Below are 15,388 nucleotides of genomic sequence, written 5' to 3' on the forward strand. Positions count from 1 at the left end.
TGACCTTTCTTCTATGGGATGAGCGGACCCACCGAGACGCCCTGTGCGGCGAGACGGCTCAGGTGGGGGTCGAGGCGACGCAGGAAGTCGGAGTAGTCGTCCGCCGAACCCCAGGCGACCTCGGCGAACGCGAGCAGCCGGGGGAAGGCCTGACGTTCGACGTCGGCCGGGGTCGGCATGTACTCGGTCCAGAGCTGCGCCTGGACGCCGATGATCCCCGGGGCGGCGGGCGGGGCGAAGTGATAGGTGTTCGACAACGACAACACCCGGTCGGGGAAGAACGGGCCCGCCTCCTGCTCCGGCGGATAGTCGAGGTAGGTGCGCAGGTGCGGGGCGAGCACGACGTCGCGGCCCTCGAGCGCGGCCAGCTCGCCGCTCTCCTCGTCGAGCCAGGTCATGGTGGTGGCGCCGGGGGGACCGTCGGGCTTCTCGTACCAATAGACGAGTTTCCTGTCCTTCTTCGCCAGGTGCTCGGCCATCCGGGCGGTGATCCAGGCCCGGCAGGCGTGCGCGCCCGGCAGGCCGAGCTCGCGGATGCGCTCCCGGGCGCGTGGAGTGCGCTCCCATTCGGTGTTACGGCACTCGTCGCCGCCGACGTGGACGTACTCGCCGGGGAACAGGTCGCAGACCTCGTCGAGCACGTGGTGGAAGAAGGCGATGGTCTCCTCTTCGAGGTTGAGGGTGTGCTCGCTGACGCCCCAGTCGGCCCACACCTCGTAGGACCGCGAAGGGTCGTTGCCCAGTTCCGGGTACGCCGCCAGCGCCGCCTGCACGTGCCCCGGCATGCCGATCTCCGGGACGACGCGGACGAACCGCTCCTGCGCGTACCGGACGATCTCCCGGATGTCCTCGTGGGTGTAGTGGTCGCCCGAAACCTCGGTGAGACGCGGGTAACGCCGGATCTCCAGCCGCCAGCCCTGGTCGTCGGTGAGGTGCAGGTGCAGCACGTTCAGCTTCAGCTCGGCGATCAGGTCGATCAGCCGCAGGATGAACGCCTTCGGCATGTAGTGCCGCGCCACGTCGAGCATCACCCCGCGCCACCCGAACCGGGGCGCGTCCTCGATCACCCCCTCCGGGAGCCGCTCGCCGAGCTGGCGCAGCGTCTGCCGCCCGTAGTAGGCCCCGGCGGGCCCCCCGGACGCCAGCTCGATGCCGCCCTCGTCGAGGGTCAGGCGGTAGCCCTCCTCCGGCAGGCCCGGATCGGGCCGGTGCCGGACGAGATCCTCGGAGAAGGCGACGGAGCCCCCGAGGACGGCCAGGTCACGTGGCCGCGGAATGATCACGTTGGGTTTCCTTTCTCAGCCCTTGACCGCGCCGGCGATGATCCCGGAGGTCACCCGGCGCTGGAGGATCAGGAAGATCAGCAGAACCGGCAGCATGAAGAGCGTGGCGGCGGCCATGGTGGCGCCCCAGTCGGTGCCGAAGACGTTGGAGAAGGACGAGAGCCAGACGGGGAGCGTGCGGTCGTCCTGGTTCTTGATGATGAGGGCGTTGGCGAACGCGAACTCGTTCCACGCGGTGATGAACCCGAACAGCGACGTCGACATCAGCCCCGGCGCGAGCAGCGGCAGGACGACCTTCCGGAACGCGGCGGCCCGGCTGGCGCCGTCCATCTGGGCGGCCTCCTCCAGTTCCTCCGGGATCGCCGCCAGGAACCCGCGCAGGGTGACGATGGTGAAGGGCAGCGTGCTCATGAAGTAGATGAGCGTCAGCATGGAGAGCCGGTCGAGCATGCCGGTGTCGCGGGCGATGATGAACATCGGGATCAGCAGCGCCTCCCACGGGGCCATCTGCGCGATGAACACCATGAGGATGAACGCCTTGCGCCCCCGCCACCGCATCCGGGCGACCGCGAACGCGGCCAGCAGCGCCACGACCAGGCTGAGCAGGACCGCGCCGAGCGACACCAGCAGCGAGTTGCGCCAGAACAGCGCGAAACCCTCCGAGTCGATCGCGGTCGCGAAGTGTTCGAGCGTGGGGTGGAGCGGGAGGAACTGGGGGGTGTCGGCCTGGATGTCCCGGGTCGGCTTGAACGCGGTGACGACCATCCAGTAGACCGGGAACACCGAGACGGCCAGCACCGACAGGGCGGCGAGCGTGATGGGCAGGCGCTTGATCACTGGTCGGCTCCCTCGTGCTTGTACATGCGGCGCAGGTGCGGGACCAGCACGACCAGGAGGATCAGCACGGTCAGGGTCGAGATGGCCGAGCCGAGGTCGTATTTGTGCAGCGACTGGGCGACCTGGTAGGCGTACACCGGCAGGGTCGTGGTCGCGCCGTCGGGGCCGCCCTGGCTGATCGCCCAGATCTGGGCGAAACACTTGAAGACCCAGATGATCTCCAGCGACGTGATCAGCCCGAACAGCGGCCGGAGCATGGGGAAGGTGACGTCGCGGAACACCTGCCACGCGGTCGCGCCGTCGATCCGGGCCGCCTCGAACAGCTCCTGCGGGATGGTGGTCAGGCCGGCGTACAGGGTCAGCGCCGCGAACGGCACCGACTGCCAGACGACGAGCAGCACCATGATGGCGAACGTGGCGGTCCCGTTCGCGAACCACGTGTACCCGTCGAACCGGGTCAGGCCGATGCTCGTCAGCAGCCAGTTGACCACTCCGAGCTTCGACTGGAACAGCCACTGGAAGATCGTCGTCGCCGCCAGGACCGGCGTGGCCCAGGTCAGCACCAGCCCCGCCAGGACGGCCAGCCGCAACCTCTTCCCGAGCCGCGCGACCATGAGCGCGACCAGGGTGGAGATGACCATGATCAGGACGGTGTTGACGCCCGTCCAGACCAGGGTCCGGCGGACCACCGCCCAGAACTCCGCCGAGCCCAGCGCCTCGTGGTAGTTCTCCAGCCCCACGAACGCGGCCCCACCCCTGATGAGCTCACCGGTCCTGAAGTGCTGGAACGAGATGATCACGCTTCGGATCAGCGGATAGAACAGCAGGTAGCCGGCACCGGCGACGGTCGGGATCACCAGCAGGTACGGCCACAGGGCCGGGAGACCGCGCCGCCGCCTCGGTGGAGGCGGGGCCGCCGCGGCGACGGGCCGCTCGGGAGCCTGCGTGACCACAGAAGTCCTTCCTTCTCTGTACGAACTGGGGCGCGGCTGCCCTCAGGACAGACCGCCCGCTTGCCACGAGCTCGGGCCTCGCTCTGGGACGGGCCGGCCGGGCTTCGGGGAACGGCCGCGGCCGGTGGACCGCCTCCCGGTTCCCGTCAGGACTTGGTGTTGAGGATGTCCGCGATGACCTGCGAGGCCCTGGCCGCCTCGGCGCGGCCGTCGGCGCCGGTCAGGTAGGTCGTCATGTATTCCTTGATGACGTTCTTGGCCTCGACGGCCGCCCAGTTCGCCGAGTTCGGCGTCGCGTGGCCGTTGGCGGCCCCCTTGGCCATCGCCGCCGCGCCCTCGCTGGTCAGCACGCCGCCCAGCGACACCCGGTTCGGCACGTAGGACATCTCCTTGGCCATCTCCGTCTGGAACTTCTCACCGGCGAGGGCCTTGATGACCTCGTACGCGAGATCGGGGTTCCTGGACGCCTCGGGGATGATCAGGTCGCTGCCGCCGGTGAAGACGGCGCCGGGCCGGTCGGCGGTCTTGCCGGGGATCGGGAAGAAGCCGAGCTTGCCGGCCAGTTCGGGGTTGGCCTTCTCGATGGCGACCGCGCCGCCCGGGGCCGAGATGAGCTGCGCCACATTGCCCTTGGCGAACACGTCGGCCTGCGGCGGGTTGGCCTCGTCGGAGTCCTTCGGCCCCTCGCCCAGCGCCTGGAGTCTCTTGTAGAAGTCGATCCCGGCCAAAGCCTGCGGGGTGTCGAGGCCGCCCTTCCAAGTGCCGCCCTCGTTGAGGGCCAGGTCGCCGCCCTCGTCCCAGATGAACCCGGCCAGGGTGTACCAGTTCTGGCCCGGCAGGTAGATGCCCTGGTTGCCGCCGGCGTTGAGCTTGGTGGTCACCTCGATCCACTCGTCCCGCGTCGCGGGCGGGGTGGCCACCCCGGCCTTCTCGAACAGGTCCTTGTTGTAGATGACGACGCGGTTGGCGGCGTACCAGGGAATGCCGAACTGCTTCCCGTCGATCTTGCCGGGGTCGGCCAGACCGGGCAGCCAGTCGGCGCCCTGGAGCTCGGTCACCTTGTCGGTGAGGTCCTTCACGCCGCCGCTGGCGGCGTACTCGGCGACCTGGGTGTTGCCCACCTCGATCACGTCGGGGGCGTCGTTGCTGGCCAGGGCACTGGTGACCTTCTGGCCGATGCCGTCCCACTCCTGGATCTGGACGTCGAGGGTGACCCCTTGGTGCGCGGCCTCGAAGTCGCGCTCGAAGGTGCCGAGCAGGGTGTCGGACATGCTGTCGCGCATGATCCAGACGGTGAGCGCGGTCGCGGCGGGCGCTTCCGGAGTGGTGCTTCCTGTGGGCGAAGAGCCGCAAGCGGTGAGCCCGGCGGCGAGCGCCAGGACCGCTGCCGCGGCGAGGAACCGGGGGGCCATTGGTACTCCCAGTGGTCAGATATTGGTAAGCAATCTGCCTGCTGGCGCTAGAGTGGTCTTAACCAGTAGACCCGTCAAGAGCCGTTATTCAGTGTTTACATTCGACAACTGGTAAGACGCTGGTAAGGTCGAGGGCGTGACTGTCAACATGCGGGCGGGGCTGAAGCGCGACCGGGTACGCGACTTCCTGCTCGACTACGTGGCCGACAAGAAACCCGGCGAGGCCATCCCGTCGGAACGCGACCTGTGCAAGGAACTGGGCGTCTCCCGCCCGACGCTGCGTGCGGCCATAGACGACCTGGTGCGCTCGGGCGTCCTGGTCCGCGAACACGGACGGGGCACCTTCACCGGCCCCCAGCGCGTCACCCAGGCGCTGTCGGCGACCCAGACTGGATCGTTCTACGCGCCGCCGGCCGAGGGAAAATGGCTGAGCGCGATCCTGGAGTTCGCCTCCTCCCCGGCCGGCCCCCAACTGACCAGCAGGCTGCAACTGGCCCCCGCGACCCCTGTTCTCCGGGTGGTCAGGCTCCGCGTCGTCGACGACGCGCCGATGGCGATCGAACGCCTCCACCTGCCCCATGAGCTGGTGGCCGGACTGCAACCGGCCGACATGGAGACGGGGTCGTTCTACAAGGTGCTGCGGGAGCGGTTCGGGGTCGACGTGCGCAGCGCGGTGCAGACCATCGAGGCGACGGTGACCGACGAGACGGAGGCGGAGCTGCTGGGGGTGCCGGAACACTTTCCGGCGCTGCTGGTGGAACGCACGACGCGCGACGTGAACGGGCGCATCGTCGAGTTCACCCGGTCGATCTACCGGGGCGACCGCTATCGGGTCACGTCAGAGCTCTACTTCGACTCCGAGTCGGGCTGAGCCGCCAACCAGGACGAGACGGTCGCGACGAACGTGCGGGGGTCGTCGAGCCAGGGATAGTGCCCGGCACCCGATTGCACGACGCACTCGGCGGCGGGGAACAACGCGGCGAACGCCTCGACTTTGGCCGGGACGCTGTTGACGTCGTACTGCCCCGCGATGAGCAGCACCCGGGCCGCCAGTTCCCCGAGGGCCGCGCGGGTCGCGGCCGGGCTGTAGGCGCCGTCGGAACCGAAGATCCGGGCCGCTTCCATGTTGCGCGCGGGACCCTCGACCGCCGCCTTGGCCGCCGCGTCGTAGCGGCCGTGAAAGAACGGCGTGATCGCCTCCGGATCGGCTCGGGCTCCTGCGACGAGCCGTTCCAAGGCTGCGATCGCCTCGGGATACCAGGGCTCGCCGACGCGCAGGCGGGCGACGGCGAGCCGGTCGTCGGCCGTCGGATCGAGACCGACGGCGAAGAGACTCGGGGTGACTAGGACCAGGCGGCCGACCAGGCCGGGGTGGGCGGCGGCGTACAGGACGGCGAGGTTGGCGCCCGCGGAATGGCCCAGCAGGTCGATTCGGTCGAGGCTCAGGTGGAGGCGGAGCGCCTCCACGTCGGCGACCTGGCGGTCACATCGGTACGTCGCGGGATGGGCCGGGGTCGCCGAGCTCCCGGTGCCGCGCGGGTCGAGGATCACCAACCGGCGATGGCCCGGCAGGCCACCGAGGTCGCCCAGGTAGGAGGCGTCCTGCATCGGGCCGCCGGGCAGCACGACGAGCGGGTCACCCTGGCCGACGACCCGGTAGGACAGGACGGTGCCGTCGAATGCAGAGAAGGTGGACATCAGACGATTGTCGTGGCTGTTCCCGCCGCTCAGGCCGGGCGGAAGGAGTCTCTGGCCGCCGGGGCGGCGTGTTTGATCATCAGGTGTCTCGTCACCGAGTACTCCCCAACCGCCTCCTGGCTCATGTCCTTGCCGAACCCGCTCCCCTTCACCCCGCCGTGCGGCGCCTCCGACGCGATCGGCAGGTGGTCGTTCACCCAGGTCACCCCCACGTCGAGCCGGTGCGACACCCGCAGCGCCCGGGAGACGTCGGACGACCACACCGAGGACGCCAGCCCATAGGGAGTGTCGTTGGCCAGCCGCACCGCCTCGTCCTCCCCGTCGAACGGCAACGCGACGAGGACGGGGCCGAACACCTCCCCCTGCACGATCTCGCTCGACTGGTCGGCGTCGGCCACCAGGGTCGGCGTGTAGTAGTAGCCGGGAGCGTCGAGCGGGCCGCCCCCGCGGACGACCCGGCCCGACGCCCGCGCCACGTAGCCGTGCACCCTGTCCCGGTGCTCGGCCGAAATGAGCGGACCGATGTCGGTCCCCTCCGCCCAGGGGTCACCCGGGCGAACCTTCTCCAGCGCGCCCGCGAGGGCGTCCACGGCCTCGGCGTAGCGGGAGCGCTCGACGTAGACCCTGGTCGCCGCCGTGCAGTCCTGTCCGGTGTTGTACGTCGCCCCCATCGTCACGCCGAAGGCCATGGCCTCCAGGTCGGCGTCGGCGAACACCAGGGCCGGGGCCTTGCCGCCGAGTTCAAGGTGGACGCGCTTGAGGCCGTCGACGGCGCCGCGCATCACGGCCCTGCCGGTCGCGGTCGAGCCGGTCACGCTCACCATGTCGACGCCCGGGTCGGTCACGAGCGCCTGGCCGACGTCGCCGCCGCCGGTCACGACGCCCAGCAGGCCCTCGGGAGCGCCCGCCTCGGCCATCAGCTCGGCCAGGCGCAGCGTGGTGCGCGGAGTGCGCGGGGCGGGCTTGACGACCACGCCGTTGCCTGCCGCGATGGCCGGGCCGACCTTCCAGACGGCCATGATGAACGGGAAGTTCCACGGCGCGATCGAGCCCACGACGCCGATCGGCCGCCGGATCAGCATCGAGGTGTAGCCGGCGCTGAGCACGCCCGCGCCGGTGCCGTCGAGCGAGCGGGCCGCGCCGGCGAAGAAGCGCAGGTTGTCGGCCGCGAAGGGCAGTTCGCCGTCGCGGAAGACGGCCGCCGGCTTGCCGGTCTCCTCGACCTCCAGGCGGGTCAGCTCGTCGGCGTCGCGTTCGACCAGGTCGGCCAGGCGCAGCAGCACCCGGGCCCGCTCCGACGGGGTCGCCTCACGCCACTGCTCGAAGGCGGCCCGCGCCCGCGCGACCTTCGCCGGGACGTCGGTGCTGTCCGGGATCTCCTCGATGGCATGGCCGGTCGCGGGGTTGATCAGAGTCGTCATCTGTACGTCTTCTAACTGTCGAAACCGATGCCGAAGCGGTCGAGCACGCGGAGCCACGGCCCGCGTCTGCCCTCGTTCGCGTCGGCGCGGGCCAGTGCCCGGCGGGTGAACTCGACCACCGGCCACCGGATGGGCTCGGGCGGGAACGGCACCGGGCGGCGGCGCACCATCTTCAGGCCGGTACGCCGGGTCTCCCGCCGCGCCAGCAGGTCGAGCCCGGCGAGGGCGCCGAAGCGCGAGGCGCCCACGCCGAGCCCGGTGTAGCCGAGGGCGTAGGCCACCCGGCCGCCGAGGGCGGTGCCGAAGAACGGGGTGAAGCGGCTGGTCGAGTCGATCAGGCCGCCCCAGCGGTGGGTCGCCCGCACGCCTTCGAGCTGCGGGAACGTCTCCAGCAGGTGGCGGGCGAGCAGGGCGTGGGAGGCGGGGCGCTGGTCGGTGCCGCCGCCCGCGAAGTTGTAGACGGCGTCGTACCCGCCGAACAGCAGCCGGTCGTCGGCGGTCAGCCGGTAGTAGTGGAACTGGTTGCCCGAGTCGGTGACGCCCTGCGCCTCGGCCCAGCCGAGCGAGGCCCGCCGCTCGGCGTCGAGCGGCTCGGTCACCAGCACGTAGTCCCACACCGGCAGCACGTAGTTGCGCAGCCGCCGCAGCGGCGACGGGAACGCGTTGGTCGCGATGAGCACCTGGCGGGCGTCGAACACGCCCTGGGGCGTGGGCACGCGTACCGAGGAACCGGAGCGTTCCATGCCGGTCACCGGCGTGTGCTCGTAGATCCGCACGCCGAGGTTCTCGGCGACGCCGCGCAGGCCCCAGGCAAGTTTCACCGGGTCGACGAGACCGCCGGTGCCGCGCAGCCGCAGTCCGCCCAGGTAGGTCGGCGAGTGCACGTCGGCCCGCATGTCGTCGGCGTCCAGGAATGTGGCGTCCTCGCCATGGTCCCGGTGGCGCTTTTCGGCGGCCCGCAATTCCGCCACCTGGTGGGGCGCAACGGCGACCGACGTCTTGCCGACCAGCCGCAGATCGGCGTCGATGTCGTGTTCGGCCACGAAGTCGGCGATGGCGGCCAGGTTCTCCCGGCCGATCGCCAGCAGCAGATCGATCTCCCCAGGCCAGCGGTGCGCGCCGTGCGTCAGGCCGTGGGTGATGGAGTCGGCGATGAAACCCCCGTTGCGGCCGGTGGCGCCGAACGCGATACGTTCGGCTTCGACCAGAACGACGTCGCACGCGGGGTTTTCTTGTTTGGCCAGCACAGCAGCCCAGAGGCCGGTGAAGCCGCCGCCCACGACCAGCAGGTCGGCCGTCGTGCCGCCCGTCAGCGGCGGGTACGCGGCCGGACCGGGCCGGTCGGTCCAGAAGACCCGCGGCAGTGCGTCCGTAATCACGATCCCCTCCGACCGATATTTGTTGAATCGTGATTCAAATACTTATCGAGCAACCACGTCAAGAGCTGCGACACTAGTTGTGAGATCCTCCATACGGGGCGGGGTGCGATGACTCAGCGCAAGAGCAGGGCAGACCGGCGGGTCGAGCTGATCGACGCGGCCAGGCGGGCGATGATCCAGCACGGTGCCGAGGGCGTCCATCTGAACCAGATCGCAGAAGAGGCGGGTCTCACGTCGGGGGCGGTGCTCTACCACTACCCCGATCTGCGCGACCTGCTGATCGAGGCCCACCACGCCGGCATGGAACGCTTCTACGAGCAGCGGGTCAAGAAGATCAGCGGCATCGCCGACCCCGCCCAGAAACTCATCACGACGATCCGCTCGGGCCTGCCCGAGGGGCCCGACGACGCGGGCGTGCGCCTGCTGTGCGAGCTGGGCGGCGCGGCCGGCCGCAACCGCGTCTACGGCACCCTGCTGACCACGCTCTACGACCGCCAGGTGGCGATGTACCAGACCATCCTGGAGATCGGCGCGGCCCAGGGGGTCTTCAAGCTGGCCGGCGACTCGGAGCAGATCGCCCGCAACCTGGTCGCCCTCGAAGACGCCTACGGCTACCGCATCATCGCCCGCCACCACTCGATCGGCCCCGACGAGGCCGTGGGCCTCATCCTCGACTTCGCCCGCATGTCGACCGGCCACCCGCTCAAGGAGACCCCGGCGGCCCGCCAGAAGACCACCCGCACCCCCCGCCCCAGGAACGGCGCCCCGGCCCGCCGCGCCGGCACCACCCCGCCACCCCAAGAAGCCTGACGTCCGCGCGCCCCGACTCCTTGCCCGTTTCTCCACCCGCCAGCAGGCACGTCATGCCGGAAAGGGAGGATCACGCGGGGGAACGGACACGCAGGACAACAAGCCGCGTGGCGAACAAGCCGCGCAGGGAACGGGCCGCGTAAGAGAGCGAACCGCGCAGCACAAGGACCGCACAGGGCAAGAACCGCGCAGGAGAACAAACCGCGCGGGGAACGGACCACGCGGGGAACCCGGCCCGGGAACGCTTCTTCCGCGCTCCCAGCCGCCTATCCCGCGTTTTCGGCCGTAGAAGACACCGCCGCGTCCCGGATGACGGGAACGCGGCGGTGGTCGATCTGAAGCGGTCGTCAGTTCGCGATGAGGACCGCGTCCTCCGGACGCCATGTCACGCCCACGACGGTCCCGGGGGTGATGCGGGCCGAGCCCTGCGTCGCCGCCAGGACCTTGCGGCCCAGGCCGGTGACCTCGACCGCGATGTGGGAGACGCCGCCGTAGAAGCTCACGTCGACGACCACACCCTGCACCATGCCGGGCGTGGGTTCGGTCAGGCGGACCCGCTCGGGGCGGATCGCCAAGGCCGCCGGGCCGTCGGCCGTGGTCGCCTTGGACGGCAGCGGGCCGAGGCCCTCGGCCGAGAAGACGCCGCCGCGGATCGCGCCCGTGAACAGGTTGTTCGCGCCGATGAAGTCGGCCACGAAGTAGGTGCGCGGGCGGTCGTAGAGGGTCACGGGGGCGTCGACCTGCTCGACCCGGCCCTGGTCCATGACCGCGATGCGGTCGGCCAGGGACATGGCCTCCTCCTGGTCGTGGGTGACCACGACGAAGGTGATGCCGACCTCGTGCTGGAGGCGCTTGAGTTCGAGCTGCATCTCGGCGCGGACCTTCTTGTCCAGGGCCGAGAGGGGCTCGTCCAGGAGCAGCAGGCGGGGGCGCTTCACGATGGCGCGGGCCAGCGCCACACGCTGCTGCTGGCCGCCCGAGAGCTGGGCCGGGCGCCGGTTCGCCATCGGCTCCAGGCCGACCTTCTCCAGCACCTCGCCCACCCGGGCCTTGATCTCGGCCCTCGGGAGGTTCTCGCGCTCCAGCCCGTAGGCGACGTTCTTGGCCACCGTCATGTGGGGGAACAGCGCGTACGACTGGAACATCAGGTTGACCGGACGCTTGTGCGGCGCCAGTTTGAGCAGGTCGGCGCCGTCGAGGCGGACTCCCCCGCGGTCGGGCGTCTCGAACCCGGCCAGGATGCGCAGCAGCGTCGTCTTGCCGCAGCCCGACGGGCCGAGCAGTGCGAAGAACTCCCCCTGCTGGATGTCGATCGAGACGTCCGAGAGGGCCGTGACGTTCCCGAACCTGCGGGATACCCCCTCGATGGAAAGCAGTGTCATTTGAGGGACTCCGTGATTCGGGTCATGCGCTGGACGGCGAGCACCGCGACGACGCTGACGGTCAGCAGGAGGGTGGCCAGGGCGTTGATGTCGGGGGTCACGCCGAACCTGACCATCGAGTAGATGACGATGGGCAGCGTCGGGTCGGTCGGGCCGGCCGAGAAGAAGGCCAGCACGAACTCGTCGAGCGAGAACGTGAACGCCAGCAGGGCGCCGGCCGCGATGCCGGGGGCCAGGCCGGGCAGGGTGATGCGGAAGAACGTCTGGAGCGGGCTCGCGCCGAGGTCGGTCGAGGCCTCTTCCAGCGAGGTGTCCATCGAGGCCAGCCGCACCCTCACCACCACCGCGACCAGCGGGATGCCGAAGGTCAGGTGGGCCAGCAGGATCGACGTCAGCCCCAGCGTGAAGTCGATCGCGGTGTAGAAGATGAGCAGGCCGATGGCCAGCATCAGCTCCGGCAGGATGGCCGGCATGGTGGCGATGGCCTCGATCACCTTCGAGCGGGTGTGCCGGGCCAGGCCGACGGCGAGGAGGGTGCCGACGACCGTCGAGACCAGGCAGGTGCCGACCGCGACGATGAGGGTGTTGCCGAGCCCCTGGAGGATCGTCTCGTCACCCACGAGCTTGCCGTACCAGTCGAGGCTGAAGCCCTTGAAGACGTACGGGTTGTCGCCCGCGTTGAACGACATGAAGACCACGACCGCGATGGGCACGTAGAAGAACACGTAGACCAGCCACAGGGGCAGGAAGACGATACGCGACGACTTCTTACGCACTTCGTGTCCTCCGCGAGACGACCGCCTGGGCCAGCAGCAGGATCACCGTGACCACGACCATGACCAGCGCGATCGTGGCGCCGAAGGGCCAGTCGCGGGCCTTGAGGAACTGGTCGCGGATCAGGTTGCCCACCATGATCGCCTTTCCGCCGCCGAGGATCTCCGGCACGACGAAGTTCCCGAAGCTGGGCACGAACACGAGCACGGCCCCGATCAGCGCCGACGGCAGCGTCAACGGCAGCGTGACGCTGAAGAACGTGCGGACCGGGGAGGCGCCCAGGTTGGCGCTGGCCTCCCGCAGGCGCGGGTCGAGCCGCTCGACCGCCGAGTAGATCGGCAGGATCATCAGCGACAGGTAGCCGTAGAGCAGGCCGACGACCACGGTGCCCCTGGTGTAGAGCAGTTCGAGCGGCTTGTCGATCAGGCCGATGCCGGTGAGCGCCTCGTTGACCAGGCCGGGACCGCTGAGCAGGATCGTCCAGGCGTACATGCGGATCAGGAAGTTCGTCCAGAACGGCAACATGACGGCCAGCAGCGCGATCGTCTTCCACTTCGGCGGAAGCTGCGCGATGGCGTATGCCGTCGGATAGCCGATCAGCAGCGCCAGCACCGTCACCAGGCCCGCGACGACCAGGCTGTCCTGGATCACGTTCAGGTAGAGCGGCTGGAACAGCCTGCTGAAGTTGGCGGTGGTGAACTCGTAGACCACCCCGCCGAAGCGACCGCGCTGGAAGAACATGGTGCTGAGCATGAGCAGCATCGGCACCACGGCCAGCAGCGTCAACATGATCAGCCCAGGTCCGAGGAAGATCAACCGCGCGAGGTTCGAACCTCGCCCACGCGACATACCGGGCCCCCCTTCTGATGTTTGGCGAGTGTTGCAGGAGACATCAAATTAGACAAGACTGTGCCGCGCGGGGTGAGCTCTGAGTTTGTGCTTCCAGTTGAACCGACATTCAGGAGAACGCGGTGGAGTCCGCAGACTGGGCGTTGCCGGGGAACGTCGTCCTGCGCCTCGGCGACGAGCTTGAGGCGGGTCCCGGGGTGACCGAGCAGGTCCTCCGGAACCTGGGCGCCGCGCCGGCGCCCTTCACGGTGCGCGAGATGCGCCCGCTGCCGGATTTCCCGGCGGGAGAACGCGCGATCACCGTCGACCAGACCCACCGCTCGGTGGTCGTTGGCGAGAAGGTGATCGTGAAGTGGTTCCCCCATCCGTCGGAGGGTCCGCATCCCGGTCTGGAGATGCTGACCCATCTGGCCGACACTGGGTTCACGCGCACGGCCGAGCCGTATGCGGCGATCTTCTGCGGGGCGGCGCTGGCCGGGCTGGCCACGGCCTACCTGCCGGGGGCCCGGGACGGCTGGGAGTGGTGCGCCGAGCAGGCCGCCGCCGGCCGGACCGCCTTCGCGGCGGAGCTCGGCGCCCTGGCGGCCGATCTCCACCTGGCCATGGCCACCCCGTCGGAGGTCGTCTCCGAGCCGGTGCGCCTGATGCCGGCCACCGGCGGCTGGGCCGAGCGGGCCGAGCGCGCGCTCGACGAGGCCCTGGCCCTGACGACCGACGAGACCGACGCGGCCTGGCTGGCCGACCACGTCGCCGACCTGCGGCGGGAGCTCGCGCCGTTGCAGGTGGCCGGCGAGACGCAGGTGATGCGCGTCCACGGTGATCTGCACGTGGGCCAGATCCTCGAATGGGAGGGCGGGTTCGCGCTGATCGACTTCGACGGCAACCCGACCGTCCCGGACGCCTCGCCCTATCAGCCGGCCGCCCGCGACCTGGCCCAGCTCGTGGTCAGCGTCGAGAACGCCGGGCAGGTCGCGATCAGGCGGCGCGGCGCCGATCCCCAGGCGATCTCGGCCTGGGTGTGGGGCGCGCGGGAGGGGCTGGAGAACGCGTACACGAGACGGCTGGAGGAGGCGGGGCGGGCCGACCTGCTCGACCGTTCGCTGCTGCGGCCGTTCGAGGCCGAGCAGCTCTGCCGGGAGCTCATCTACGCGGGCCGGTTCCTGGAGCGCTGGCGCTACGCCCCCATGGGCGTGCTGCGGACCTGGTTCTGAGAGGCTGCTGGGATGGACGCCGGAAAGTTCCTCGACGACCTGCTGAAGAAGCCCGAGTCGCTCGATCGGCTGGCCGCCGCGCTCGACGCGGGCGGCCTGTTCGACGGCATGCCCCACACCGTCCGGCGAGTGTTGTTCCTGGGCATGGGCAGTTCCCGGTACGCCGCCCGCGTCGCCGCCCTGCGCCTGCGCGCCCTCGGGATCGACGCCGCCGCCGACTACGCCTCGACGAGCCTGGGCTACCCGCCCGACCCGGCGACCCTGGTCGTGGCGATCTCCGCCACCGGCGGCAGCCGCGAGACCCTCGCCGCGGTGGCCCGTCACCAGGGCGTGTCGTTCGTGGCCGCGCTGACCAACAAGGAGGGGTCGCCGATCACGAAGGGCGCCGACCACGTCGTCCCGATGCTGGCCGGCCCGGAGGAGGGCGGGGTGGCGTGCCGGACCTTCCAGCACACCCTCGCCCTGCTGCTCGCCCTGACCGACCGCACCATGGACGGTTCCCTGGTCAGACGGGCCGCGGAAGCCACGCAGGATCTGCTCGACCGGCGCGGCGACTGGCTGCCCGGCGTCATGGAGCTGCTCGACGGCCCCCACGGCGTCTACACGATCGCCCCGGCCGAACGCCTGTCGTCGGCCGACCAGTCGGCGCTGATGGTCCGCGAGGGCCCGCGCCGTCAGGCCACCGCCTGCGAGACCGGCGACTGGGCCCATGTCGACGTCTACCTCACCAAGACCTGCGACTACCGCGCCCTGCTGTTCCCGGGGTCGCCCTACGACGACCAGGCGATGGAGTGGGTCAGGGAGCGCGGCTCGACGGTCGTCACCGTCGGCGGCGAGGTGGCCGGGCAGGCCGGGGGCGTGCGTTACCGGCATGACGACGATCCCGGCGTCGCGCTCCTCACGGAGACGCTCGTGGCCGAGCTGGTCGCCGCGTCGTGGTGGGCGCACGGGTAGGAAAGCTACCGGTGTTCCGGCCCCGCCCGGACCCTAAGTGGCTCAATAGTGACATTCCACACCAATTCCTAGAGGCCCACCGAGGCGGGGCGCGATCCGTCCCGGTGGGCCCAAATCACGCTAATCCCGGACGATTTCCCACTCAAGTGCCGGTTGGCGTGATGCGGTTCGTGATGTTGGTCGGGGTGGACAGCCCGGGTGGCGGTGACGAAACACGTGAAGCGGTGCCCGTCGATGTCGCTGAAGCGTAACTGCGCGCCCGGGTGGGGGCGTTCCTCTCGGACGATGACCCGCATCCCCTTCGGCCAGCCGGTCAGGTCCAGCAGCCCGGTCAGCTCCGCGACCCACGCCCCGTTCGGACGAAGCCAGGCCGCCAGGCGGCCGGGTGTCCGGGGTGCGCGCTCTCAGGCATCTCCAAGTGCGTT

At 70.1% G+C, this 15,388-nt stretch carries 14 protein-coding genes and 1 pseudogene; 4 read left to right on the forward strand and 11 right to left on the reverse strand.

The genetic code is table 11. The annotated features are described in order from the left end of the window. Positions 1-11: 11 nt before the first annotated feature. From AW273_RS12420 to AW273_RS12435, 4 genes are all read right to left on the reverse strand, one after another. Complete coding sequence (locus AW273_RS12420) at positions 12-1,283, reverse strand: beta-N-acetylhexosaminidase (protein WP_062348341.1); 1,272 nt, start codon at positions 1,281-1,283, stop codon at positions 12-14. A gap of 15 nt (positions 1,284-1,298) precedes the next feature. Continuing rightward, a complete protein-coding gene (locus tag AW273_RS12425) occupies positions 1,299-2,120 on the reverse strand; it encodes a carbohydrate ABC transporter permease (RefSeq protein WP_062348343.1) in 822 nt (273 codons plus the stop codon). Beyond that, a complete protein-coding gene (locus tag AW273_RS12430) occupies positions 2,117-3,073 on the reverse strand; it encodes a carbohydrate ABC transporter permease (protein ID WP_198168123.1) in 957 nt (318 codons plus the stop codon). Before AW273_RS12430 ends, AW273_RS12425 begins: the two co-directional genes overlap by 4 nt. Positions 3,074-3,219: 146 nt before the next feature. After that, entirely contained in the window at positions 3,220-4,485 is a 1,266-nt protein-coding gene (locus AW273_RS12435; protein WP_062348345.1) for an extracellular solute-binding protein, read from the reverse strand. 136 nt (positions 4,486-4,621) lie between these two features. Here AW273_RS12435 and AW273_RS12440 point away from each other — a divergent pair, with 136 nt between their 5' ends. After that, entirely contained in the window at positions 4,622-5,356 is a 735-nt protein-coding gene (locus AW273_RS12440) for a GntR family transcriptional regulator (protein WP_232327333.1), read from the forward strand. Here the strand turns inward: AW273_RS12440 and AW273_RS12445 are convergent. The 3 genes from AW273_RS12445 to AW273_RS12455 are packed head-to-tail and all read right to left on the reverse strand — an operon-like array spanning position 5,332 to position 8,983. Then, entirely contained in the window at positions 5,332-6,183 is an 852-nt protein-coding gene (locus tag AW273_RS12445) for an alpha/beta fold hydrolase (RefSeq protein WP_062348346.1), read from the reverse strand. The genes AW273_RS12440 and AW273_RS12445 overlap by 25 nt on opposite strands. 29 nt (positions 6,184-6,212) lie before the next feature. Then, a complete protein-coding gene (locus AW273_RS12450) occupies positions 6,213-7,604 on the reverse strand; it encodes an aldehyde dehydrogenase family protein (RefSeq protein ID WP_062348348.1) in 1,392 nt (463 codons plus the stop codon). 11 nt (positions 7,605-7,615) lie between these two features. Continuing rightward, positions 7,616-8,983, reverse strand: coding sequence for an NAD(P)/FAD-dependent oxidoreductase (locus tag AW273_RS12455; RefSeq protein WP_232327335.1), 1,368 nt, complete (start codon positions 8,981-8,983; stop codon positions 7,616-7,618). 108 nt (positions 8,984-9,091) lie between these two features. Here AW273_RS12455 and AW273_RS12460 point away from each other — a divergent pair, with 108 nt between their 5' ends. Further along, a complete protein-coding gene (locus tag AW273_RS12460; protein ID WP_062348352.1) occupies positions 9,092-9,793 on the forward strand; it encodes a TetR/AcrR family transcriptional regulator in 702 nt (233 codons plus the stop codon). A 347-nt stretch (positions 9,794-10,140) separates the two neighbouring features. On the opposite strand, the gene AW273_RS12465 is transcribed toward AW273_RS12460, so the two are convergent. Genes AW273_RS12465 through AW273_RS12475 form a run of 3 tightly spaced genes read right to left on the reverse strand, consistent with a single transcriptional unit; the run spans position 10,141 to position 12,765 of the window. Next, entirely contained in the window at positions 10,141-11,175 is a 1,035-nt protein-coding gene (locus tag AW273_RS12465; RefSeq protein WP_083949705.1) for an ABC transporter ATP-binding protein, read from the reverse strand. Then, positions 11,172-11,951, reverse strand: coding sequence for an ABC transporter permease (locus AW273_RS12470; protein ID WP_063909932.1), 780 nt, complete (start codon positions 11,949-11,951; stop codon positions 11,172-11,174). The genes AW273_RS12465 and AW273_RS12470 overlap by 4 nt, the downstream gene beginning before the upstream one ends. Beyond that, complete coding sequence (locus tag AW273_RS12475) at positions 11,944-12,765, reverse strand: ABC transporter permease (protein ID WP_232327336.1); 822 nt, start codon at positions 12,763-12,765, stop codon at positions 11,944-11,946. The genes AW273_RS12470 and AW273_RS12475 overlap by 8 nt, the downstream gene beginning before the upstream one ends. Positions 12,766-12,920: 155 nt before the next feature. Here AW273_RS12475 and AW273_RS12480 point away from each other — a divergent pair, with 155 nt between their 5' ends. Both AW273_RS12480 and AW273_RS12485 read left to right on the forward strand, forming a co-directional pair. Beyond that, a complete protein-coding gene (locus tag AW273_RS12480) occupies positions 12,921-14,009 on the forward strand; it encodes a phosphotransferase (RefSeq protein WP_062348356.1) in 1,089 nt (362 codons plus the stop codon). 12 nt (positions 14,010-14,021) lie between these two features. Continuing rightward, positions 14,022-14,963, forward strand: coding sequence for an SIS domain-containing protein (locus AW273_RS12485; RefSeq protein ID WP_062348358.1), 942 nt, complete (start codon positions 14,022-14,024; stop codon positions 14,961-14,963). 197 nt (positions 14,964-15,160) lie between these two features. On the opposite strand, the pseudogene AW273_RS37160 reads toward AW273_RS12485, so the two are convergent. Then, positions 15,161-15,319, reverse strand: a pseudogene (locus AW273_RS37160) (IS1380 family transposase); the annotation flags it as partial. Between the last annotated feature and the right edge of the window lie 69 nt (positions 15,320-15,388).

This window comes from Herbidospora yilanensis (assembly GCF_001570565.1).
Lineage (GTDB): Bacteria > Actinomycetota > Actinomycetes > Streptosporangiales > Streptosporangiaceae > Herbidospora > Herbidospora yilanensis.

Bases quoted from the DNA above. Each gene is read 5' to 3' on its own strand.
- AW273_RS12450 (WP_062348348.1), bottom strand. From the start codon at position 7,604: ATGACGACTCTGATCAACCCCGCGACCGGCCATGCCATCGAGGAGATC.
- AW273_RS12485 (WP_062348358.1), top strand. From the start codon at position 14,022: ATGGACGCCGGAAAGTTCCTCGACGACCTGCTGAAGAAGCCCGAGTCG.
- AW273_RS12445 (WP_062348346.1), bottom strand. From the start codon at position 6,183: ATGTCCACCTTCTCTGCATTCGACGGCACCGTCCTGTCCTACCGGGTC.
- AW273_RS12460 (WP_062348352.1), top strand. From the start codon at position 9,092: ATGACTCAGCGCAAGAGCAGGGCAGACCGGCGGGTCGAGCTGATCGAC.
- AW273_RS12465 (WP_083949705.1), bottom strand. From the start codon at position 11,175: ATGACACTGCTTTCCATCGAGGGGGTATCCCGCAGGTTCGGGAACGTC.
- AW273_RS12435 (WP_062348345.1), bottom strand. From the start codon at position 4,485: ATGGCCCCCCGGTTCCTCGCCGCGGCAGCGGTCCTGGCGCTCGCCGCC.